Origin of the sequence: Flavobacterium defluvii (genome assembly GCF_900129555.1) — a bacterium.
Taxonomy (GTDB): domain Bacteria; phylum Bacteroidota; class Bacteroidia; order Flavobacteriales; family Flavobacteriaceae; genus Flavobacterium; species Flavobacterium defluvii.
In genome coordinates this window covers 1-20,594 of sequence record NZ_FQWC01000008.1, presented here as the reverse complement: position 1 = coordinate 20,594, position 20,594 = coordinate 1, and the positions used below count along the sequence as shown (strand labels likewise).

The 20,594-nt window shown below is 38.0% G+C and carries 22 protein-coding genes and 1 tRNA gene; 18 read left to right on the top strand and 5 right to left on the bottom strand.

The window, feature by feature from the left end; genetic code table 11:
- Positions 1 to 12: 12 nt before the first annotated feature.
- The 3 genes from BUC29_RS16340 to pheT all read left to right on the top strand — a co-directional run bounded on the left by BUC29_RS16340 (position 13) and on the right by pheT (position 4,771).
- Positions 13 to 1,323 carry a TolC family protein gene (locus BUC29_RS16340; RefSeq protein WP_073417252.1) on the top strand — a complete coding sequence of 437 codons (1,311 nt, stop codon included), beginning with the start codon at positions 13 to 15 and terminating at the stop codon, positions 1,321 to 1,323.
- 27 nt (positions 1,324 to 1,350) lie between these two features.
- A complete protein-coding gene (locus BUC29_RS16335; protein WP_073417251.1) occupies positions 1,351 to 2,214 on the top strand; it encodes a bestrophin family protein in 864 nt (287 codons plus the stop codon).
- A 136-nt stretch (positions 2,215 to 2,350) separates the two neighbouring features.
- Positions 2,351 to 4,771, top strand: coding sequence for a phenylalanine--tRNA ligase subunit beta (gene pheT / locus BUC29_RS16330; protein ID WP_073417250.1), 2,421 nt, complete (start codon positions 2,351 to 2,353; stop codon positions 4,769 to 4,771).
- A gap of 259 nt (positions 4,772 to 5,030) precedes the next feature.
- Here pheT and BUC29_RS16325 read toward each other — a convergent pair whose 3' ends face one another.
- Positions 5,031 to 5,855 carry an N-acetylmuramidase domain-containing protein gene (locus BUC29_RS16325; protein ID WP_073417249.1) on the bottom strand — a complete coding sequence of 275 codons (825 nt, stop codon included), beginning with the start codon at positions 5,853 to 5,855 and terminating at the stop codon, positions 5,031 to 5,033.
- Between the two features lie 333 nt (positions 5,856 to 6,188).
- Between BUC29_RS16325 and BUC29_RS16320 the strand changes: the two genes are divergently transcribed.
- From BUC29_RS16320 to BUC29_RS16305, 4 genes are all read left to right on the top strand, one after another.
- The gene (locus BUC29_RS16320) at positions 6,189 to 6,623 is read left to right on the top strand and encodes a hypothetical protein (RefSeq protein ID WP_073417248.1); all 435 of its coding nucleotides are present in this window, start codon (positions 6,189 to 6,191) and stop codon (positions 6,621 to 6,623) included.
- Positions 6,624 to 6,896: 273 nt separating this feature from the next.
- A complete protein-coding gene (locus tag BUC29_RS21725) occupies positions 6,897 to 7,277 on the top strand; it encodes a hypothetical protein (RefSeq protein WP_244160839.1) in 381 nt (126 codons plus the stop codon).
- Positions 7,250 to 8,038 carry a sensor histidine kinase gene (locus BUC29_RS16310; RefSeq protein ID WP_073417246.1) on the top strand — a complete coding sequence of 263 codons (789 nt, stop codon included), beginning with the start codon at positions 7,250 to 7,252 and terminating at the stop codon, positions 8,036 to 8,038. The genes BUC29_RS21725 and BUC29_RS16310 overlap by 28 nt, the downstream gene beginning before the upstream one ends.
- Complete coding sequence (locus BUC29_RS16305; RefSeq protein ID WP_073417245.1) at positions 8,022 to 8,672, top strand: response regulator transcription factor; 651 nt, start codon at positions 8,022 to 8,024, stop codon at positions 8,670 to 8,672. The genes BUC29_RS16310 and BUC29_RS16305 overlap by 17 nt, the downstream gene beginning before the upstream one ends.
- On the opposite strand, the gene BUC29_RS16300 is transcribed toward BUC29_RS16305, so the two are convergent.
- The gene (locus BUC29_RS16300) at positions 8,669 to 9,181 is read right to left on the bottom strand and encodes an adenine phosphoribosyltransferase (protein WP_073417244.1); all 513 of its coding nucleotides are present in this window, start codon (positions 9,179 to 9,181) and stop codon (positions 8,669 to 8,671) included. The genes BUC29_RS16305 and BUC29_RS16300 overlap by 4 nt on opposite strands.
- A 112-nt stretch (positions 9,182 to 9,293) precedes the next feature.
- Between BUC29_RS16300 and BUC29_RS16295 the strand changes: the two genes are divergently transcribed.
- Positions 9,294 to 9,367: transfer RNA gene (locus BUC29_RS16295), tRNA-Arg, on the top strand.
- Here BUC29_RS16295 and BUC29_RS16290 read toward each other — a convergent pair.
- A complete protein-coding gene (locus BUC29_RS16290; RefSeq protein WP_073417243.1) occupies positions 9,333 to 10,883 on the bottom strand; it encodes a recombinase family protein in 1,551 nt (516 codons plus the stop codon). The genes BUC29_RS16295 and BUC29_RS16290 overlap by 35 nt on opposite strands.
- Positions 10,880 to 11,050 carry a hypothetical protein gene (locus BUC29_RS21570; protein WP_165765108.1) on the bottom strand — a complete coding sequence of 57 codons (171 nt, stop codon included), beginning with the start codon at positions 11,048 to 11,050 and terminating at the stop codon, positions 10,880 to 10,882. Before BUC29_RS21570 ends, BUC29_RS16290 begins: the two co-directional genes overlap by 4 nt.
- Positions 11,051 to 11,253: 203 nt before the next feature.
- On the opposite strand from BUC29_RS21570, the gene BUC29_RS16280 reads away from it, so the two are divergent.
- The 3 genes from BUC29_RS16280 to BUC29_RS16270 all read left to right on the top strand — a co-directional run bounded on the left by BUC29_RS16280 (position 11,254) and on the right by BUC29_RS16270 (position 12,577).
- Positions 11,254 to 11,721: a hypothetical protein gene (locus BUC29_RS16280; protein ID WP_073417241.1), complete on the top strand. Its 468-nt coding sequence runs from the start codon at positions 11,254 to 11,256 to the stop codon at positions 11,719 to 11,721.
- A 15-nt stretch (positions 11,722 to 11,736) separates the two neighbouring features.
- Positions 11,737 to 12,072 carry a hypothetical protein gene (locus BUC29_RS16275; protein ID WP_073417240.1) on the top strand — a complete coding sequence of 112 codons (336 nt, stop codon included), beginning with the start codon at positions 11,737 to 11,739 and terminating at the stop codon, positions 12,070 to 12,072.
- Positions 12,073 to 12,238: 166 nt separating this feature from the next.
- Complete coding sequence (locus BUC29_RS16270; protein WP_073417239.1) at positions 12,239 to 12,577, top strand: hypothetical protein; 339 nt, start codon at positions 12,239 to 12,241, stop codon at positions 12,575 to 12,577.
- Positions 12,578 to 12,890: 313 nt separating this feature from the next.
- Here the strand turns inward: BUC29_RS16270 and BUC29_RS16265 are convergent, their stop codons facing one another.
- Positions 12,891 to 14,423 carry a synaptonemal complex protein 1 gene (locus tag BUC29_RS16265; RefSeq protein WP_073417238.1) on the bottom strand — a complete coding sequence of 511 codons (1,533 nt, stop codon included), beginning with the start codon at positions 14,421 to 14,423 and terminating at the stop codon, positions 12,891 to 12,893.
- A gap of 683 nt (positions 14,424 to 15,106) precedes the next feature.
- Here BUC29_RS16265 and BUC29_RS16255 point away from each other — a divergent pair.
- From BUC29_RS16255 to BUC29_RS16220, 7 genes are all read left to right on the top strand, one after another.
- A complete protein-coding gene (locus tag BUC29_RS16255) occupies positions 15,107 to 15,499 on the top strand; it encodes a single-stranded DNA-binding protein (RefSeq protein ID WP_073417236.1) in 393 nt (130 codons plus the stop codon).
- A gap of 50 nt (positions 15,500 to 15,549) precedes the next feature.
- Positions 15,550 to 16,623 (top strand): DUF932 domain-containing protein, encoded by a 1,074-nt coding sequence (locus BUC29_RS16250; protein ID WP_073417235.1) that lies wholly within the window; start codon positions 15,550 to 15,552, stop codon positions 16,621 to 16,623.
- A gap of 89 nt (positions 16,624 to 16,712) precedes the next feature.
- Entirely contained in the window at positions 16,713 to 17,366 is a 654-nt protein-coding gene (locus tag BUC29_RS21190; RefSeq protein WP_084538666.1) for a PRTRC system protein E, read from the top strand.
- A gap of 11 nt (positions 17,367 to 17,377) precedes the next feature.
- Positions 17,378 to 17,596 carry a PRTRC system protein C gene (locus tag BUC29_RS16235; RefSeq protein ID WP_073417233.1) on the top strand — a complete coding sequence of 73 codons (219 nt, stop codon included), beginning with the start codon at positions 17,378 to 17,380 and terminating at the stop codon, positions 17,594 to 17,596.
- A gap of 15 nt (positions 17,597 to 17,611) precedes the next feature.
- On the top strand, positions 17,612 to 18,784 hold the full coding sequence (locus BUC29_RS16230; RefSeq protein ID WP_073417232.1) for a hypothetical protein: 1,173 nt from the start codon (positions 17,612 to 17,614) through the stop codon (positions 18,782 to 18,784).
- On the top strand, positions 18,777 to 19,505 hold the full coding sequence (locus tag BUC29_RS16225; protein ID WP_073417454.1) for a PRTRC system protein B: 729 nt from the start codon (positions 18,777 to 18,779) through the stop codon (positions 19,503 to 19,505). The genes BUC29_RS16230 and BUC29_RS16225 overlap by 8 nt, the downstream gene beginning before the upstream one ends.
- Entirely contained in the window at positions 19,502 to 20,305 is an 804-nt protein-coding gene (locus tag BUC29_RS16220; protein ID WP_073417231.1) for a PRTRC system ThiF family protein, read from the top strand. The genes BUC29_RS16225 and BUC29_RS16220 overlap by 4 nt, the downstream gene beginning before the upstream one ends.
- Positions 20,306 to 20,594 lie beyond the last annotated feature (289 nt).

Here is a 20,594-nt window from a genome sequence, read left to right as displayed (position 1 = left end):
AAGATAAATAAGATGAATATTAAAAATATATACTTCACTTTAATAGTTTTGTTCTTCTGCATTATCAAAACAAATGCACAGGAAGTTTTGACTATTGAACAGGCAATGAAAATCGCTTTAGAAAATAATTTTGAGATTAAAATTGCTAAAAATAATTCTGCAATAAGCGAAACCAACGTTACTATAGGAAATGCGGGAATGCTGCCAACTGCAACAGCTTCTATCACTGATAATAACAGTGTTACAAATTCAACTCAGGTGCGTCAGGATGGAACTTCTACTACATTAAATAATGCCAAAAACAACAGTTTAAATTATGGTGTGAGTTTAGGCTGGACTGTCTTTGACGGAATGAAAATGTTTGCCAGATTAGATCAGCTAAAAGAGCTTCAAAAATTAGGAGATTCTGAATTAAAAAGAACTATTTTGGTCAAAATTGGCCAGGTAAATTCAGCTTATTATGATTTAGTTCAACAGCAGCATCAATTAGCAGCTTTAGATACTACAATTGTAATTTCTAAACAAAGAGTAGAATTGGCACAAAACCGTTTCAGTATTGGTAAAGCTTCCAAATTAGAAGTTTTAAATGCACAGGTCGATCTAAATACAGATCAGGTTGCTTTATTAAGACAAAAAGAATCCTATGCCAATGCTAAAATTTTATTGAATCAATATTTAGCACGCGATCCTAAAATTGATTTTACTGTAACCGATGTCGTTACGGTTGATGATAAATTAGTTTTGGCAGATTTATTAGAATTGGCTCAAAAACAAAATCCTGCTTTAGAATCGCAGATCATCAATAAACGAATCGCCGAATTACAACTTAAACAGGTAAAAGCAGATCGTTACCCAACTTTACGATTAACATCAGGATATAATTTTGCCGAAAGCCAGTCAAGTTTAGGTTTTACAAGCGAAACATCTTCAAGAGGTTTAAGTTATGGTTTTAATGCCTCTATGAACATTTTTGACGGTTTTAATCAGCATAGAAATGAAAAAGTAGCCAAACTTCAAATCGAAAATTCTCAAATTGCGATTGAACAGCAAAGCTCAATTTTAAATACGCAGCTGAGCACTGCTTTTCAAACCTATTTAACCAATTTAGAATTAATTGATTTAGAAGAAAACAACGAAGCAATTGCAAAACAAAATTTAGATATTACCTTAGATAAATTCAGAATTGGAACTATTACAACTCTTGATTTTAGAACAGCTCAGTTGAATTATGTAAATGCAAAAGTTCGTTACAGCAATGCGCAGTACGAAGCAAAATTATCTGAAATTGCCTTAAAAGAATTAGCTGGAAATATTAATTTTTAAACTAAATTTGTTTTAAAACAAACCTAGATGATCTCGTATAATACCAAAGACTGGTTTACATTTATATTCCATTTTCATAAATCAGATACTGTTAGAAAATTATTTCCTATAATGATTGCTATAGGTATCTATTCAGCAACTGTAGGCTATCTTGAAGTTGAATATTTTAAAATTAGTAAAAATGATTACATTCACAACATTCCAATTATGCACGGGATGCTTGGTTTTGTAATTTCATTATTACTTGTTTTTAGAACCAATACGGCATACGATAGATGGTGGGAAGGCCGTAAACTTTGGGGAAGTCTGGTAAATAGCAGCCGAAATTTAGCAATAAAACTTTCTGCTATTTTAAAAGACGAAAACGACAGAAGTTTTTTTAGAAAATACATTCCGCTCTATGCTGATATTCTGCACAAACATTTAAAAGATGCCGATACAAGTAAACAGCTTTTTGAAGATGTTGATTTAGAAATCGATCATCATAAACACAAACCCAATCAGTTAAAACGAATAATGTATCATAAAATCAATGATTTATATGATGCTAAAAAAATATCCGGCGAACAGCTCATTACCATAAATGAAGAACTAACCGCTTTTACAGATATTTGTGGTGCCTGCGAACGCATTAAAAACACGCCTATTCCCTACTCTTACAGTGCATTTATCAAGAAATTTATTTTCTTTTATACAATGACGCTTCCTTTTGGTTACTCTGTAAGTTTAGGATATTTGGTTGCACCAGTTGTTGTTTTTATATTTTACGTTTTGGCCAGTTTAGAACTTATTGCCGAAGAAATCGAAGATCCGTTTGGAGATGATGAAAATGATCTTCCTACCAAAAAGATTTCTGAAAATATTAAAAAACATATCGAAGAATTGATTTAAGAAACTAAACCCAAAAGCTACAACCGTAGTATTTTAAGCCGTAGAAACGTTTCTAGTGAGAAAAAACAAAATAATTTCTTTCTTACTACAATTCTCAATCCTTATATTTGTATCCTGATAAAAGAATAAAACTAACATGAAAATATCTTACAACTGGTTAAAACAATTCATTAAAACTGATTGGACTTCTGAGCAAACTTCTGAACTATTGACAGACTTAGGCCTTGAGGTTGAAGTTGTTGAGAAATACCAGTCAATTAAAGGCGGATTAGAGGGTGTTGTTGTAGGACACGTACTTACCTGCGAAAAACATCCTGATGCTGACAGATTAAAAGTTACAACTGTAAATATTGGTTTAGAAGCTCCTGTACAAATTGTATGCGGAGCTGCAAATGTTGCTGCAGGGCAAAAAGTTCCGGTTGCTACAATTGGAACTGTTTTATATGATAAAGAAGGCGCTGAGTTTACTATTAAAAAAGGTAAAATTCGCGGACAGGAAAGCCACGGAATGATTTGCGCCGAAGATGAATTAGGTCTTGGATCAAGTCATGACGGAATCATGGTTCTGGATGAAAATCTGGTTCCGGGAACTAAAGCTTCGGAAGTTTTTCAAATAGCTGATGATGAAGTTTTTGAAATTGGTTTAACACCAAATCGTGCCGATGCAATGAGCCACTTTGGTACTGCGCGTGATTTAAGAGCGGGAATGCTTCAAAGAGGTGTTAACGTAGAATTGATTACGCCTTCTGTAAGCAACTTTAGAGTAGATATGCGTACGCTTAAAATTGATGTTAATGTTGAAGAACCAGCTTTAGCACCAAGATATTGTGGTGTAACGATTTCCGGAATTACAGTTCACGAATCTCCAAAATGGTTACAAGACCGTTTGAAAGCAATTGGTTTAACTCCAAAAAATAATATTGTCGATGTTACTAATTACGTTTTGCACGAATTAGGACAACCGCTGCATGCCTTTGATGCTGCAAAAATTACCGGAAAAGTAATCGTCAAAACCTTACCGGAAGGTACTAAATTTACAACGCTGGATGATGTTGAAAGAACATTACATGCTGAGGATTTAATGATTTGCGACGAAAAAGGACCTCTATGTATTGCAGGTGTTTTTGGAGGAAAAAAATCCGGAGTTACCGACGGAACAACTTCTATTTTCTTAGAAAGCGCTTATTTTGATGCCGTTAGCGTTCGTAAAACCGCAAAAAGACATCAATTAAATACAGATGCATCTTTTAGATTTGAGAGAGGAATTGATCCAACTATAACAGAATATGCTTTAAAACGTGCTGCAATTTTGATTCAGGAAGTTGCGGGCGGGAAAATCACATCTGATGTTGTGGAAGTATATCCTAAAAAAGTAGAAGATTTTTCGGTTTTATTAAATTTCAGCCACGTTTCGAAAATCATTGGACAGGAAATCCCAAAAGATACTATCAAAAAAATATTAGTTTCTTTAGACATTAAAGTAAACAGTGTTTCTGATACAGGTTTAGGATTAACAATTCCTGCATACCGTGTTGATGTACAGCGCGAAATCGACGTTATTGAAGAAATTCTAAGAGTTTACGGCTATAACAATATTGAGTTTTCTAAAAAATTCAATGCAACGGTAGCCAATTCTCCAAGAACAGAAGATTATAAAGTTCAAAATGTTATCGCATCTCAATTAAACTCGCAAGGTTTTCATGAAATGATGGCAAATTCTTTGACAACAGCTGCTTACGCAAAATTATCGACTGTTTTAAAAGAAGAACACAATGTTACAATGCTAAATCCTTTAAGCAGTGATTTAGCGACAATGCGTCAATCATTGTTGTTTTCTGCTTTAGAAGCGATTTCGTATAACATTAACAGAAAAAATTCAGATTTAAAATTATTTGAGTTTGGTAAATCATATCATAAATATCTTAACGGTTACGAAGAGCACAAACATTTAACTCTGTCAATCTCAGGAAACAGAAATAAAGAAAGCTGGACAACACCACAAAAAGGAACTGATTTCTTTTTATTAAAAGGTTATGCAAAAGGTGTTTTGGCACGTTTAGGAATTGAGAAAATTTCGAATGCTCCTGTACAGTCTGATGTTTTCTCAGAAGGGACTTCTATTTGCTACAACAATGATACATTAGTAGAAATGGGAGTAGTAAAAAAATCTATTTTAAAACATTTCGGAATTAAACAAGATGTTTATTATGCTGATTTTAACTGGGATTTGATTTTAAAAATCATTACCGGAAAAATTAAATATACTGAAATACCTAAATATCCGGAAGTTCGTAGAGATTTGGCTTTGCTAATTGACGAGAAAACTACTTATGAAAGTATTTTTAATCTGGCAAGACAAACTGAAAAAGCACTTTTAAAAGACATTAATTTATTTGATGTTTATCAGGGTGATAAACTTCCTGCAGGTAAAAAATCTTATGCTTTAAGCTTTACAATCCAGGATAATACAAAAACACTTACTGATGCTCAAATCGATAAAATCATGTCGAAACTACAGCAGACTTTTGAAACTGAACTTGGCGCAAGCTTGAGATAAATATTAAAGTCATTAAATAACAAACCCGACAAGTCTAAAACCTGTCGGGTTTATTTTTTTAAGTTTCTTTTTTTTAAAACTTAATTTTTCCCCGTAAAACTCGCAAAGAATTTCACAAAGCTTTCTAAACTTTGAGACCCACATCATCAAAGTTTTTTTCTTTACGTAATCCTTTGCGGATTTTGCGGTTAATTAAAATTTCAAAAAATACTAACGCAAAACCTAGCCGATAAATAATGATTATTTTAAGTAGTAATCATTATTTAGAATATTTTAGATACGCACGTTTTAATTTTTCGTCGTATTTATTTGTTTTATAAGCTGTTCCGTTATATCCTAAGGCAAATTTCACCCAGTTTTTGTCGCGCAGCGTTTGAATTAAATTGTTCTTTTTAAGAAATAATCCAAAAGCTTTTAAGTGTTCGCCTTCATTCTCCCCCATTTTAGTTACAAATTCATCAATGTTTGTATAACCAATTGACACGGCATTAAAACCCATAATTTGAAAAAGCCCCCATGATGCCGATGAATTTGCAGCATCACGAAAATTTTTATCATTACTTAAACTAGCCGCTTTTTCTAAACGATTGTATTCCTCTGCTCCACCTACATAATATTTTTTATTATAGTTTTCAAACAAAACATTCTGATTGGAACTATTCGCATATTTTTTCGGATCAATATTTCTTTTCTTTAATTCTTTCCAAAAAATATGGCCTTCAAATAAAATCTTTGGCCTTCCGTCAACCAAAAATCCTTTTCCGTTACTCTCGACTTCGTTTACTGCTTTTACCACCGCAAGTTCAAGATTAAACTGTTTTGCAAAATCTATAAGGTTTTGCTCTGAAAGCAGTTTTGAATTTGATGACGCAATATTTTTTGTTTTTTCTAAAAGTGTCGTCCAGCTTTTTAAACCTACTACACCATCTACAACCAAATTGTTTTTTAACTGAAAATCTTTGACTGCCTTGTCTGTCGCTGTTCCAAAATTATCTGAAACCACTACATTGTACCCTAATTTTACCAGAAGTTCGTTTAAATAATAAACTTCATTGGATTTAACTCCTAATTTAATAGTTCTCATGCCTTTCTATTTAGAATTATTTTTTGCTAAAATTCGTTGAGGCTTTTAGATTAAGAGCTGTAAAATTTAAGTTTTATTATTTATCAAGCTCTTGATTTTCACATAGTTTATATAACATATTCAGATTCCAGATTTAGTGCTTAAATTGATGATGTAAAATTATTTAATTATAATTTATTATGAAACAGTACTTTAACCCGTTTTTTTAAATAATTTTACCTGTATAAAAAAGGGTATTTTTCCCCTTGACACGATTTTATGTTTCAAATAATTTTGGAATCTGCAAGAATCAAAATGTAACTAAACCATTAACCAATTAAATTTTACAAAATCATGAAAAATCCACCCGCAAAACCAAGTCAGTTAATAACTAAAGAGTTTGCAAAGCAGTTAAATATTAATTACAATACTAAAAAAGCTGCTTCATTAACTGGAAAAAAAGCAAAAAAAGAAGATGCAAATGCTATTTGGTATTCGCTAGAAGCATTAGAAAGTTATATACACTATATTAAAACCCATGGAGCACAAGATGGATACAACGTAGATGGCATACGTTTTTATTTTGGTGTCTATCCAGATGACGAAAAACATGGTGAAAAAGCCGGATTAACAACTTTATTCTTGGTGCCTACCGGAACAAAAATCGAAAATAATACTGCGAAAGTTCAAAGTTTTGCATTAGTTCAGGAATCAATGCCGGCTGATATTCAAAGCCTTGATCCAATGAATTACGGAAATATCGGTAGACCGCCAAGTTTAGTATACTAATAAATTATGTTTGAATTTTTAAGATCGTATATCATTTATTTAGCTTTATTATCAGGAAGCATCGGATTAATTTCAATGCATAAATTACCTGGTAAGAAAGCTAAATTTTTAGTAATTTTAATCTGGTTTTCTGTTCTAATAGAATTTATCGGATATTATTTCACTTATTGGACGGGCTTATTAAATTATTATGTCTATAATTTTTATATGTTCGTTAGTTTCTCCGCCTTTATATTGCTGCTGCGAAGTCTTCTGCTAAAAATTAATTATAGAATGACTGCAGTTTTCTTTTTAGTATTATTTGTGATTTCCTTTATTTTAAACAGCATTTATTTTAAGGAAGACACAAATCGTTCGTTTACGTATAGTTTCGCTATAGGAGTTGTGTTGGTTTTAATATTATCCTGTTTATATTTGGTAGAGATTTTTAATTCAGACAAAATTTTAAATTTTAAACGATCTGTTTTTTTCTGGTATGTTTTAGGAATATTGGTTTTTCATGTTCCTTTTACCCCATTTATGCTGGCTATCAACTGGTTTCTTATCAAACAAGACGAATCAGTATTTAGTTTAGTATTGTTTATCTTAAATTTTTTAGCACATGGCTGTTATATAACTGGTTTTTTATGGAGCGAAAAGAAATACAATTATTAGTTATTTCATTAGGTATTGTATTTTTTACTTTACTGGTCATTGTACTTGTTCTTTTCTTTTATTTTTTAAAAAAGAAGAATAATTATCTGGTCGAAAAAATGGAATCTGAGATGTATTTTCAATCCGAATTAGTAAAAACCCGAATCGAAATTAAAGACCAGACACTTTCTGAAATCAGTAAAGAACTTCACGATAATATTGGTCAGATTATTTCGGTTGGAATTATGCAGCTCAATATGTCTATAAGCAGCAAAAGTATTGAAGTAAAAGAATTAAAAGATCTTAAAGATGTGCTGGCAAAAGCACTAGACGAACTCAGAATTTTATCGCGTATCATTAACAAAGATAATTTACTGCAAAGCAACTTTATAGAAGCTATAAAACAAGATTTAGAACGCGTAAAAAAGCTTAAAAAAATTCAGTATCGCTATAATTTGAAAGGAGAAATTCCAAAAATCAGTATGGAGCACGATTTGTTCATTTACCGCATTTTTCAGGAAGCTTTGCACAATAGTTTAAAACACTCACACAGCGATTTATATGAAGTTGATATTGTAACAACCGAAGATCTTTTTCAGTTGAAATTAAAAGATTTTGGAATTGGCTATAATTCACAACAAGCAAATTCCGGATTAGGATTAACCAACATGAAATCGCGTGCCAAATTAATTGGAGCACAATTAATTATGGAATCAGATTCATCAGGAACAACTGTAACTTTAGAATACCCTTTAACAACAACCAATGAAACCGAATATTAAAAGTAAACTTATTATTGTCGACGATCACCAGCTTTTTTCTCAATCATTAGAACTTCTAATTAAAAGTTTTGGAGATTATGAAGTGATCCAGCGATTTGAAAACGGAAAAGTATTTATATCATATCTTCAGGAAAATCCCGATACCCATATTGATTTAGTATTACTGGATGTTAATATGCCCGTTTTAGATGGCTTAAGCACTATGAAATGGCTTAATGAGAACAGACCTAACTTGAAAGTAATTGCTCTTTCTGTAAATGACGACGAAGAAATAATTATTAAAATGATTACAAACGGAGCAAAAGGTTATTTATTAAAAGATACTTCTCCGGAGATTTTTAAAGATGCTATAGAATCAGTAGTGGAAAAAGGATTTTATTTTACTGAATTAGTATCCGGAATGCTTGTAAATAAAGTTAACAGCGACAATAAAAAAATAAACTTAAAAGAAAAAGAACTGGTTTTTATAAAACATGCCTGTACAGAAATGACTTATAAGGAAATCGCATCAGAAATGTGCCTAAGTCCCAAAACCATTGATGGTTACAGAGAAAGTTTGTTTGATAAATTAGAGATAAAAACGAGAATAGGTTTAGTTTTGTACGCTGTTAAACATAAAATCGTATTTGTTTAATAAGTCAGCGCAGCAAAAACCGGAAATTCTTTGATTTTTTCTCTTCCGTTTAAAAAAGAAAGTTCCATTAAAAAATTGCATTGTACAATTTCGCCTCCTAGTTTTTCGACCAATTCGCAAACGGCTTTTGCAGTTCCACCCGTTGCAAGAACATCGTCATGAATTAAAATGCGGTCTCCTTTTTGGATTGCATCTGTATGCATTTCAAGCCTGTCTGTACCATATTCTAATTCGTATGAAGCTGAAATAGTTTCGTATGGTAGTTTTTTGGGTTTTCTAACCGGAATAAATCCTGCTTTTAATTCTTGTGCCAATAACATTCCGAAGAAAAAACCGCGGCTTTCTGCTCCTACCACCTTGTCAATTTTTTGCCCTTTTAAAGAATTTACCAAAATAGACAGGCATTCTTGTCTTGCTTCAACGTTATTTAAGAGCGGCGTGATATCTTTAAATAAAATTCCTTCTTTAGGAAAACCCTGAATATCACGTATATAATTTTCAATCTTCATTTTTTTTTATTTTTCTGTAATTTTTCGCTTGTTTATCTCGTATTTATCTCTATATTTGCACCCGCAAACAGCGTTCAACAAAGCTACGAAAATTAGCTTAATGAAACAAAAAGGCCTCGTGGCGCAACTGAATAGCGCATCTGATTACGGCTCAGAAGGTTACAGGTTTGAATCCTGTCGAGGTCACTACTCGGGACAAAAGAAAAATATCATCTTTTGTCCCGTTTTTTTTTGCCCGTAATCTATTGTTTACCAGATAGATGCACTTGAACATTTCGTTGACCCTAGCGGTTTGGATTTTATTGTTTTGAAATGTGAAATTTTCGGGAAAAATTAAACCGATTATCTCTCTGGAGTCGACTAAAGACCCGTCACCAAAGGCCTCGCCGAGCTTTATTAGGTTTTGCAGTCCTGTGTTCATTAAAGATTCAATATTGGCTCGGTCTTCATCCACATTTCCAATCTCATTTTCAAGCCTGCTGATCTCAGCATTGTATTCTGTCTTCATTAAATGATAGTCATCGGCATCTATCTTCTCGGTAACCAGGAGGTTTCTGGCAACAGCCAGTTTTTTTTCGTAAACCCCAATCTGTTCCAGGGATTTCTTTTTCTCATTTATAACCAATCCTGTATGTTCCCTGTATGCTTCAAGCAGAACTGCACTGTATAATTTTCTTACTTCAGCCAAAGGCTTGAACTTATTTAAATGCCCTCTAAATACGCTATTGGCCATTTCGGAATTTACCCTCCACTTGCATACTTTATCGCAGTGGTAATAGTAGTAGTCTCTGCTTCTGCCCCTGCACTTGCTGCCTCCCAATTTCTGTCCGCATTCAGGACAGACAAAAAAGCCCCTGAGGGGAAAATTCTCAATTGTTTTGATTTTTGGTCTGTAGGTCCTTGCTTTACTGTTCAGTATATCCTGAACTTTATAGAAAAGATCTTGGCTGATTATTGGATCATGCTGCCCCTTTACAAGCCTTTCTTCCTCATCTCGATACTTTGGAACTACTATCATTCCGCAGTATAATGGATTTCTTATAATCAGCCACATGTTGTTCTTGGAAATCCCCATGCCCTTTTCTTTGGCTGTCTGATATATTGATTCGGTACTGAAAATATTTTTTGCAATCTGTTCATATACCCAAACAACGTTTGCAGCCTTATCCGGTACAATTGCAATATACTTTTTTCCATCTTCGGTAACTTTGTTAGCATAGCCATACGGAGCCATTCCCATATGCCTGCCCTCTTTTTTGCCCCTTCTGAGGCCCTGAAACGTATTTAGGGCCCTGCGGTCATTTTCGACCTCGGGCGCAGCGAGATAAAATGCGAGCATCATTTTGTTCTCCGGAACGCTTAAATCTAACGGCTGTTCAATTGCCTGCGGTTCGACTCCCAAAACCCTTAATTGATTTATCATCTGATAGGCATCGCCCGCGTTTCGGCTGAACCTGTCCCACTTCATAAAAAGAACCAGACTTATTTTGTTTTTGTGCTTTTTGATGTCGGCAAGAAATTTTTTCCATTGCGGCCTGTTGAAAGTTTTTGCGGAATGGTCTTCGTAAATCACATTGCGTATCTGAATTCTGTTGATGCCACAGTACTTTCTCAGCATCTCTTCCTGATTGCGCTGGGAAAAGCCTTTCTCAGCCTGCTCATCAGTGCTTACCCTGATATACAAATCTGCTATCTTACTCATTCTGTTTTATTTAAATGTTTCAACACCGCGATATTAGCAATTTTTCTCAAGAAATACAAGATTTCCTCCGCCTGTTCAAAAGTCACCTCCAAGCCTTCAGATTTAAGCATCTGCAGCGCTTTTTCAGTTGTAATCTTCGACTCATTGTAACCTGTCTCGTTTTCCATCTCCTTATCCATTTTAGATTATAATTAAACTAGATAGAAATTTATTTTAATTAAATGTGATGATATATAAATCGGCTTTCACTGGCATAAAGTGGAAGCACATGTCTATCAATTAGAGATAGCTGTTTAGTTATTTTTAAAAAGTATATTTACATTAGAATTCCGCCAATAATCAGCAATTTAATTTAAAAAATGAAATAGCTATGGTATTTACAGCAGTTAACTTAAAAAAGCATTCAGGCAAGACGCTGCCGCAGATTGTCTTCTCAGATTTAGATTATTTCATTTGGGCATATGAGGATAATGTTTTCAAAAATCCGCCGCTTAAGCAGGAAGCACAGTACATATTTAAAAGGATAAAGAACATAAAAATCCCAAAACAAAACTCTGAAGAATACGAAGTGGAATACCTGATTCATGCGCCTACTGGCAAATTCGGTTATTTTGAACTGGTGCTTAAAACTACACCCCTACACAGAGGAGGAAGTCCTGCTTTCAGAACCGAAAATATAGATCTAACTGTGGCCAGATCCATTGCTGCTTATGACAAAAGCGGATACCGTACTATGATAGAATGCTTAAAAAAATACTATTTTGGTGACAGCAGCCATAAAATGGTAAAAAAAAGGTGCGAGGATTTTTTCAATAAGGATTCAAACTTCGTCTTATGATAATTTCACATAATTATGAATTCAAGTTTTCATTATTTTATCGGTAAAAGTTCCGCAGCAATCTATAAACTATGCATCGGAAAAGGCAACGCAAAGGAAAGATTGATTGAATCCGAACTTGAGATAAGATCCGCATTGCGCGCTCCTGTTCCTGATGAACTAATGCCCTTGAAAAATAAGATAAAACAGAATCTGCTTTACAGCGGACAAGGAGCATCAGGCGGTGAGAAGGGTTCAATAGCCAGATCCCTGATTGGAAAGCGGAATTCAACAGCATCCAAATTCATTGCAGACATAATTCGGCTACATCAAGAAGTTGAAGCTTACATTAAGTATTCTGACGGTAGTTAAATAATAATTCAATCCACAACGATGCTACGTAGGATATAGCCTAATATTACATCTAATTATTCACTTATTCTGATTAAAACTACACTCCTTATCGTGCAATTGAAAATTAGCGCCCATTTCTTGACTTTTTTATGAATCGTCTATTTCCTATTTTTGCAGAAAAAAAATGAGTGGACAACAGGACGGATTTCTAACGGAAAAACAATTTGGCTTATGGACGCTTTTTTTGGTAGACATCCAGTACAAAAATAACTTTTATATAAATTTATCTGCAACGACTATCAACAATTTAAATGTAATGGCAGAACTTTCGAATTACCAGATTCAATTCGACAAATATTTAGTTACAGCTCCAGATTCTAAAAAAATCGAAATTGACAAACACAAAGCCAACTTGCCTATTGCATATTTTGCTTACATAATTGATCAAGCCGAAAAAAAACAATGCCTAATACAATTGACAAGAACAGAGACCTCTTATCAATTCGATTTTACTTTTTATTAGAAGAAAAACTAAAACGAAACAGACCTTGATAAAATTCAGTAATCATTAGTGCTGCTTGTATTGCATATCAGATACGATCGACTTTAAAACATTGTGCATTCAGAATTGCAAACCAGAAGAAAATTCAAGCCAGATTCATCTGCAGGAAACTTAAGGCCTGTTTTCAACTATCTTCACGCGAACAAGGTGCGATGGCTTTTTATTCATGTGATCTTGTCTGTCTTTATAAGCCTTGTATTTACTTGTAATTTCTCCCTTAAATCTACAGTCATTACAAACTGCAATATACCCCTCTTGATCAGCCATATCTATATTATTTTGTGTTAAACTTTATCGGAAAAGAAAGCCTTATGCCGAGATCTCCTCTCTTAAAGAATTCCTTATCGGAGCCAGAGACATTTGCCAAATCGGTACTTTTATAATAGAGTTCGGCATTGACGGTGCTCGAAGTATTATCTTTATCTTTAAAACTAAAGACTATACCGAGTCCAAAATTCATCTGTGGCTTAAGCTTTTCTTTAATGGCATATTGTGGAAATAAGTGAATAGCACCAAAATTATTCTTTAAGAAAAATTGATAATAATCGAAATTCAACCGCACCGTTTCAAGATTGTCCCTATAACTTCCAGTATATGCTATATACTGCTCAGTTCCATATCGCGTGTCATCGGCGTTATTAAAGCTATCTTTTTCATTTATAGTTACTTTAGTAAGGCTAGAAAAATTATCCTCTAGAGCTCCCTCAATACTGAATGAGATAAAACGGGACTTCCATTCCTTATCTGAAAGATTATAGAATGAATATGTCAGACCTAGCCCATGCGAAACAAAATGATCCTTCAATATTTGATCATCAAAGCTATTCAAAGGATTAAACAATTTGAAAGACGTATTTTTCACATTGTACCCTAAACTTAACCACTGCAGTTTGTAACCTGCCACAATTATTTTCTTATCTCCTTCATTATTCTCAAGCTGTCGTGCCTCTATGTCATATCGTTCTTTCAGGGTCCCTAATCTTATAAAAACATCATTATCCGTTTTTTTTAGTTCTTGCAAGTCACTTAAAAGAAATGACATTTCCATTTTCACTTTATCACGGTCATATTCCATTTTAATTATTTCACTTTTTGTTTTGATATCCGTTTTTATGCCGGCTATTACAGCATCCTGTTTATACAACATTTGCATCAGTTGATTTTTCTCTTTTTCAGACCTGGCATTTTCCAACTCGCCACTTAATGAATCACGTTTTCCCGTAGCTTGCCGCAGTAGTGCATTCTGAAGGTTAATATAATGTTCACTACGATAGAGATTTATCAAACTATCAGCTGCTAATATTTTCTTCTTTGCCTCCGCAACCTGCTGTTCCACCAGTTCGACTTTGCGTTCCGCTAAAAGCGAATCCAACTTAAACTGCCTCAGAAGTTCCTTCTTTTTCATTTCGACATCTTCAAAGGATAAACTTTCGTATTTAAGTTCTTTCCTCCTAACCAGAAAGCTGTACTGTAATTGCAGACCGATTTTTGAATTGAGTTCGGTACTTGTAAAAATGGGAAGAATCCCATCGGCAGATCCTCCATCAAGTTTAATCCCCAGAATAGCAGCATTTTTAAAAACTATACTTCCCGCAAAAGATGCTTCGGCCTCCTTTATATCCAGACCTGCAAAATTCCCAATATCGCTTCTGGACTGTGAAGCCATCAAGGTTCCAAATTCCTGGTTGACAATTGCTTTAAATTGCGTATCAGACAGTTTTTCAAACTTGTCTTGTGCACAAACTCCTGCGCAGATAAGCGTGGAGAGAATCAAGGTCCATAACTTACAAGGTATTTTTACGATCATAGCTGAAGATTATAAATATGGTTTAAAAAAGAACTATACTTTCAAATAAAAACCGAATCTGTACATAAAAAAGGTAACCATCAGTACAAAACAGTTCAATGCTTAGTTCCTTCAGAATCACCGTTGCGTAAAGATCACCATGTTTTTCATCACGGAGCAGGCCAATAAAAGCCGCATCAAAAACTTTTTTCCCTGCCTTTATTAATGGATATAAATTTAGAAATAATTGACCTTTTACACCAAGTATAAATACCTGTTTTACAAAACGATACCGCACATAATTTAATTATAACATTAAACCGCCTTAAGTTCCCCCTGCAACAATTAATCCTCATGGCTTCCCGATCAAGTTTTATCAAAAAGCCCGTATGCTTCTGTCTTATTTCAGGAGCAAAGGTACCTACGTGTTCTTAACCCAGCAGCAAGGCCGAGTCCTGCGGATTTGCTATAAAATCTCCACCCATTCGGGTAGTATTTTCCATCAAAGCCTTGCTCCTGCTAAACACTAACCTTTTTTTGCTCATGAAACAAAACATAGCATACACCGGCTCTTTAAACGAATAAAAAAAATGTCAGCAATGAGAAATAAAATATTGAAAGCGGAAAATGAAACAAAACAGCTCCACCTCGTCATTGCCGAATAAATAAAATTTAAAAAAAATAATCCTTAAAAATTAGAAATCATGAACATCATCGGAAGAGTAACAAAAGACGCAGAGGTGCGCACCTTGTCAGGAAACAGACAGGTCGTGAATTTTTCAATAGCAACCAACGAGAGCTACAGAAGCAAGGAGGGCGAAAGAGTGGAACAGACCACCTACTTTGACTGTGCCTACTGGATTAGCCCGAAGGTTGCGGACATCCTGACCAAAGGCACGCTTGTGGAACTCTCTGGCAGGGTAAGCGCAAGAGCGTGGAAAGGAAGCGACGGAGAACTGCACGCAGGGCTGAACTTCAATACCTCGCAGATTAAACTGCACGGAGGCGTAAAAAAGGCACAGGGCGAAGTTACAGCAACGAAAACCAAAAGCAGTATACCTGTTGTGCAGGAGCCTGAGGAAGACCTGCCGTTTTAAGGCTTGCAAAGGCATTATTATTTAGCTATAAACATTTAAACATATTAATCATGGCACACAATATCAATTACAACAGCATCACAGGAAATTATTCATTTTTCAGCGTAAAGGAGAAAGCGTGGCACAATCTCGGGCAGACGGTGCAGGACTATCCTACAAGTGCAGAAGCTATCAGGCATGCGCAATTGGATTACGAGGTCGCCAAAACCCCTTTATACGCCAAAGCCTTGCCAAAAGACGAAATGCAGGACGGTACTGCGGTGTCAGGTGCAGAACTGCATGTTCCCGATTATTTCTCCACCATCCGGACCGACAGCAATACGGTTTTGGGTGTAGTCGGCAAAGACTACCATATAGTACAGAACCGTGAGGCGTTCAGCTTTTTTGACGCCATAGTCGGCGGCAGCGAAGGCATCCTGTATGAAACCGCAGGGGCTTTGGGAAACGGGGAACGTATCTTCATTACAGCCAAGCTTCCCGACTACATCAGGGTCGGCAGCGGAGATGATGTGACTGAAAAGTATATTTTCCTGACCACCTCCCACGATGGAAGCGGAAGCATTACAGCAGCCTTCACTCCCATCCGAATCGTATGCCAAAACACCCTTAACGCCTCGCTCCGCAACATGAGCAACGTGGTGCGCATCCGACATACTTCGGGAGCAAAACAGCGCCTTGATGATGCGCACAAGGTCATGGGACTGGCAAACACGCTGAGCAGTCAGTTGGAGGACATCTTCAACAATTGGGCTAAAGTAAAAGTTACGGATGCCGAGGTCAAGAAATTGATTCAGTTGGCATTATGCCCAAACAGGGAAACTCTGGAAATGCTTAAAACTGGCGCACATGATGCCGTGTCTGCCATTTTCAGAAACACGGTGGAAGATGCTTTTGCCTATGCCATGGCAAGCGACACCCAGCAGATGGAAACCACAAAAGGCACGCTCTACGGCGCTTACAATGCCGTGACGGGATATTATCAGAACGTGCGCACCTACAAGGACGATGAAGCCAAACTTCAGTCCATCGTGATGGGAGGAACGGCACAGCTGAAATCGCAGAAAGCCTTCGAACTATGCACCTCTTTTGCCGTGGACGGCAATAAGGCGCTGATGCTGAATTAAAAAAAGACGGGCGACTGCCTGCAAAGCGGGCGACTTACAGCTTCTCAGTATGTCCAGCCGATAAAAGACAGACATTAAAATCTACAGCTATGAACAGCAATTTTTTCAATCAGATAACACAGATGGACATTGCAGGGGATCTGCACCTGACCATCGCAAAATCGACCGAGGGCATCCTTGTCGTATCGGTCATGCTTAAAAATGAAGCCTGCGGGGACAATGCCAAAAACATCATACCCCCGCTCAACCTGAGGGGAACTGCAGAGGAACTCGACAACGGATTCTTTCAGACCATTACCGCCCCGATGCAGAGCGCATCGGGACTGATGGCAGACATGGAAACTTTCATGAAGCAGTTGGAGATAGCAAAAATGCAGTCGGCAAAGGAAAAAGAAAAAGCCGACACGCAGAGGAAACAGCATGAAGCCAAGGACAAAAGATTCAGCGACGCAATGGCAAAGGCGGAGGAACTGGAAAAACAGGGCAGATTCCGTGAGGCATGGATGAAAGTTCCCGAAGTGGCGGAGTTTCCCGACAAAGCCGACGAGATACGCAGAAAGAGAACCTCCCTGTCGGACAGGTTCTCCGCTCCCAGCCTTTTCGGTTCAGAGCAGGAAAAGCCCGAATCGCCCAAAGAGGCGCTCTATCCCGAACATGCCGAGATTCAGCCCGATGAGGAAATGTCCTTTGAGGAGCAGGAATATGAAGAGGAAGAAGAAGACCAAGAGGAATATGAATATTAAAATACAGCGATATGTTACTAGCAACACACCTACAACGGGTTTTCATAATCATTGAAAAGGGTCAGCAGATAAGGCTGAGCGACCCCGAACCTAGATGGAGCGTCGAGGCGGTGCTGAATTTCTACGCCCCGACCTACCCCATCCTGACGACCTCCACAATTTCAGCGCCAGTCATCAGGGACGATGCGGTGGAATACAGATTCGAAACCGTAATGGGAACAAAAGGATAACCAAATTTAAAAGCAATGAACCATGCAGAAAAAAACGATAGCAGGTACAATAAGCCTTCCACGGAAAAGACAAAGACAGCTGCACGACCAGCTGGGAAATTTCATGGCTTGGATGCACAGACCCAAAGACGCAGGGGAAATTCAGAAAGACAGAGCAAAATCAGTCCCTGTCGGAATGCTTCCGATAATTTTCTGAGAGTTACATTCCTGCCCAAACTGGAGCAAACCAAAACTGTACAGCCCCGCAGGAAACTCAGCAAAATGCAGCCGCAGTTCTACAAATCCCTTTCGCTTCTGACGGCTCACTACGGCATCACTCCCATGCAGGCCGACTGCTTTGGATACCCTTACAACTTAGCGCTGTCCATGTGGGATGCGGAGCGAATGCTGAAAAAGCAGTACGCGGATTGCCCCCAAATCAGTCTGATGCAGGACGGTACGAAAACCTATCTTGTCAGTGAGGAGACCCACGATACAGGCACGACCCTGTATTACATACCCGTCGAACCGCTGTATTGGATGAGCCACGATGCGTGGTACACAAAAAATGCAAAACTGCTTTATAGCGTGTTTTCCTACCTCTACCATATCACCGACGTCCCCTACTACAGACAGCAGGACAGCTACCTGTACTGGATGTATGAAATGCATAGGGAATGGACGGAGCAGGACGACGAAGGCGAGCAGACCGAACGTCTAGTTTCTGAATTTGACAAGGCGGAGCTTATAGGGGACTATATAGAAAAAAAGATATACAATCCCCTCAACCTGACGTTTTTTGAACACCGCCTGCTCGCCTTCAAATGCCGTGATGCATTCGACAAGGAATGCCTTTCGGCTGCACAAAAAGCGCACAGGCTGTTCAGCGACTATCCAAACGAACGAATTTTCCGAAACGCACCCGCCTGCTCTGAGGACGGGCAGAACGACGAAGAAAGCGAAAGCATCCCGATGCACAAATACATTTCCTTTATTTCGCACACCAAAGGATGGCTCTATGAAACCCTTGAACAGAGCATCAACAATGAGTTCAACGAATACAGCCAGATGCACGAGCCGACCATCTTCAAAAGATTCGACGATAATGCCGACATGCACCAAAGCCTGGATTTCGAACGCAGGTTCTTTTCCCTTTTGGACGACCTGTGCGAACTGCTGTATGACTATAAATCAGACGACGATGAATAAGACAAAAGACATTACCAGCCAGTTGGGCGTGCTTTACCATCCCACCTCCGCACTTGTATTCTATCAGAGCCAATCTGCGGAAAGGGCGGTATATGTGGAGCATTACGATATGGACGGGGACGGAACGCCAGTCAATGCACACCCGCTGACCGAGCGTGAGGCGCAGGCGTTAGCCAAGGCACTGGTATCTGAAAAGCAGAATCAGACCGCCTTTCTTAAATCCGAAGGCATCCTGCCCGCAAACATACTGCACATCATTCCAAGCCTTGACAGGGGCTCTGTGCTTTGGTACACCAAACCCCAACAAAGAACCCTGCATTTCATAGAAAGCCTCGGCATTGCAGACGGCAGGGCTTGCCTGCCCGCCATGATATGGAAGGCGACAAGAAACAGCCTCAGGGTCTTTGCGGTTGTCGGAAACAGAAGACCTACAGAGAAGACACCGCTATGCCATGCACCTCTGCTGAACATCTACGAGGACGGCAGGGTGTGCATGGGGTCGGTCAGCGTCAGCATCAAAACATCCGCCTCGCTTGAAGAATTTACAGGCGCTTGGGAGGATTATTTCTTCAACAGCTACTTCAGCCACCTTATAGGCAGCAGCAGTCCCGTAAAAGGCAGCTGCGTAAGCCTGTGGAAAGACCTGATTGAATCAGGAAGACCTTTCCCCACCGAAGTACTGAAAAAAAACAGCAGAACACTTAAAAGCCTATTGTCATGAAAACCGTTAAAACAAAAATGCATTTTGCCGACCCCTATCTCATCAGCCCCACAAACCCGCTGACCGTAAACCTTATAGGCGCAGGTGGTACAGGCTCGAAAGTGCTCACCGCCCTTATGGAAATGAACCACAGCCTAGTGTCGCTCGGTCATGCAGGTCTTTGTGTCCGTCTTTGGGATGACGACCTGATAAGCGACGCCAATATCGGGAGACAGCGCTTCGCACCCTGCGAAACAGGACTGTATAAATCCGCTGCCCTTATCAACCGTGCCAACCGCTTCATGGGTACGGACTGGAAAGCCGAAAGCGTTAAATTTGAAAAGGATGCGCTTGGAAGGCTGCCAAAAAATGCGCGGGCAAATTTGTACATTACCTGCACGGACAGCGTGCAGTCCCGCTTCAAGGTTGCGGAAATCCTCGCCTCGCTTCAACGAAACATTCCGCAGAGGGACACTCCAAAATACTGGTTGGATTTCGGCAACAGCCAGCATACAGGTCAGGTAGTGCTTTCCACCATTTCGGAAATCAGACAGCCCGATTCCCAAATCTATCAGACCGTCCCTGTCCTGCCCTTTGTGACCGACGAATTCGGGGAACTGCTCAAAATCTCCGAAGCGCTTGACGGCACACCAAGCTGTTCGCTTGCCGAAAGCCTTGAAAAGCAGGATCTGTTCATCAATTCCTCCCTTGCGCAGTTGGGATGCTCTCTCCTTTGGAATCTGTTCCGTTTCGGGATGACCGAAAACAGGGGATTCTTCCTGAACCTCAAGAACTTCCAGTCCAATCCACTTAAGGTGTGATGACCCGCAGATGCGGGCGGCAAAAAGGGCTCCCTTCCTCCGGTCGGGTGCCTTTTTGCGTTTTGGCGGTGCATCCCTGATGCCAAAAAGGCACAGAGCGCCGTTTTACCCTAAGCGATGCATGAAGCTTTCACAAGGGATTCCCTATCCCTTATACTGTGTTGCGGGCTTCTTTTCTTTCCGCTCCGGCGTCCAAAGAAAAGATTCTGTGTTGTAAAACAAATTTTTTTAGTTTTATTTAGTGATAAATTGTGTAAAATGACTTTAAATTGTACTTTTGCGTAACTCA

Excerpts from the sequence above, each read along its gene's own strand:
- BUC29_RS16340 (WP_073417252.1), top strand. The coding sequence starts at position 13 with ATGAATATTAAAAATATATACTTCACTTTAATAGTTTTGTTCTTCTGC.
- BUC29_RS16335 (WP_073417251.1), top strand. The coding sequence starts at position 1,351 with ATGATCTCGTATAATACCAAAGACTGGTTTACATTTATATTCCATTTT.
- pheT (WP_073417250.1), top strand. The coding sequence starts at position 2,351 with ATGAAAATATCTTACAACTGGTTAAAACAATTCATTAAAACTGATTGG.
- BUC29_RS16325 (WP_073417249.1), bottom strand. The coding sequence starts at position 5,855 with ATGAGAACTATTAAATTAGGAGTTAAATCCAATGAAGTTTATTATTTA.
- BUC29_RS16320 (WP_073417248.1), top strand. The coding sequence starts at position 6,189 with ATGAAAAATCCACCCGCAAAACCAAGTCAGTTAATAACTAAAGAGTTT.
- BUC29_RS21725 (WP_244160839.1), top strand. The coding sequence starts at position 6,897 with ATGACTGCAGTTTTCTTTTTAGTATTATTTGTGATTTCCTTTATTTTA.
- BUC29_RS16310 (WP_073417246.1), top strand. The coding sequence starts at position 7,250 with ATGGAGCGAAAAGAAATACAATTATTAGTTATTTCATTAGGTATTGTA.
- BUC29_RS16305 (WP_073417245.1), top strand. The coding sequence starts at position 8,022 with ATGAAACCGAATATTAAAAGTAAACTTATTATTGTCGACGATCACCAG.
- BUC29_RS16300 (WP_073417244.1), bottom strand. The coding sequence starts at position 9,181 with ATGAAGATTGAAAATTATATACGTGATATTCAGGGTTTTCCTAAAGAA.
- BUC29_RS16290 (WP_073417243.1), bottom strand. The coding sequence starts at position 10,883 with ATGAGTAAGATAGCAGATTTGTATATCAGGGTAAGCACTGATGAGCAG.
- BUC29_RS21570 (WP_165765108.1), bottom strand. The coding sequence starts at position 11,050 with ATGGAAAACGAGACAGGTTACAATGAGTCGAAGATTACAACTGAAAAA.
- BUC29_RS16280 (WP_073417241.1), top strand. The coding sequence starts at position 11,254 with ATGGTATTTACAGCAGTTAACTTAAAAAAGCATTCAGGCAAGACGCTG.
- BUC29_RS16275 (WP_073417240.1), top strand. The coding sequence starts at position 11,737 with ATGAATTCAAGTTTTCATTATTTTATCGGTAAAAGTTCCGCAGCAATC.
- BUC29_RS16270 (WP_073417239.1), top strand. The coding sequence starts at position 12,239 with ATGAGTGGACAACAGGACGGATTTCTAACGGAAAAACAATTTGGCTTA.
- BUC29_RS16265 (WP_073417238.1), bottom strand. The coding sequence starts at position 14,423 with ATGATCGTAAAAATACCTTGTAAGTTATGGACCTTGATTCTCTCCACG.
- BUC29_RS16255 (WP_073417236.1), top strand. The coding sequence starts at position 15,107 with ATGAACATCATCGGAAGAGTAACAAAAGACGCAGAGGTGCGCACCTTG.
- BUC29_RS16250 (WP_073417235.1), top strand. The coding sequence starts at position 15,550 with ATGGCACACAATATCAATTACAACAGCATCACAGGAAATTATTCATTT.
- BUC29_RS21190 (WP_084538666.1), top strand. The coding sequence starts at position 16,713 with ATGAACAGCAATTTTTTCAATCAGATAACACAGATGGACATTGCAGGG.
- BUC29_RS16235 (WP_073417233.1), top strand. The coding sequence starts at position 17,378 with ATGTTACTAGCAACACACCTACAACGGGTTTTCATAATCATTGAAAAG.
- BUC29_RS16230 (WP_073417232.1), top strand. The coding sequence starts at position 17,612 with ATGAACCATGCAGAAAAAAACGATAGCAGGTACAATAAGCCTTCCACG.
- BUC29_RS16225 (WP_073417454.1), top strand. The coding sequence starts at position 18,777 with ATGAATAAGACAAAAGACATTACCAGCCAGTTGGGCGTGCTTTACCAT.
- BUC29_RS16220 (WP_073417231.1), top strand. The coding sequence starts at position 19,502 with ATGAAAACCGTTAAAACAAAAATGCATTTTGCCGACCCCTATCTCATC.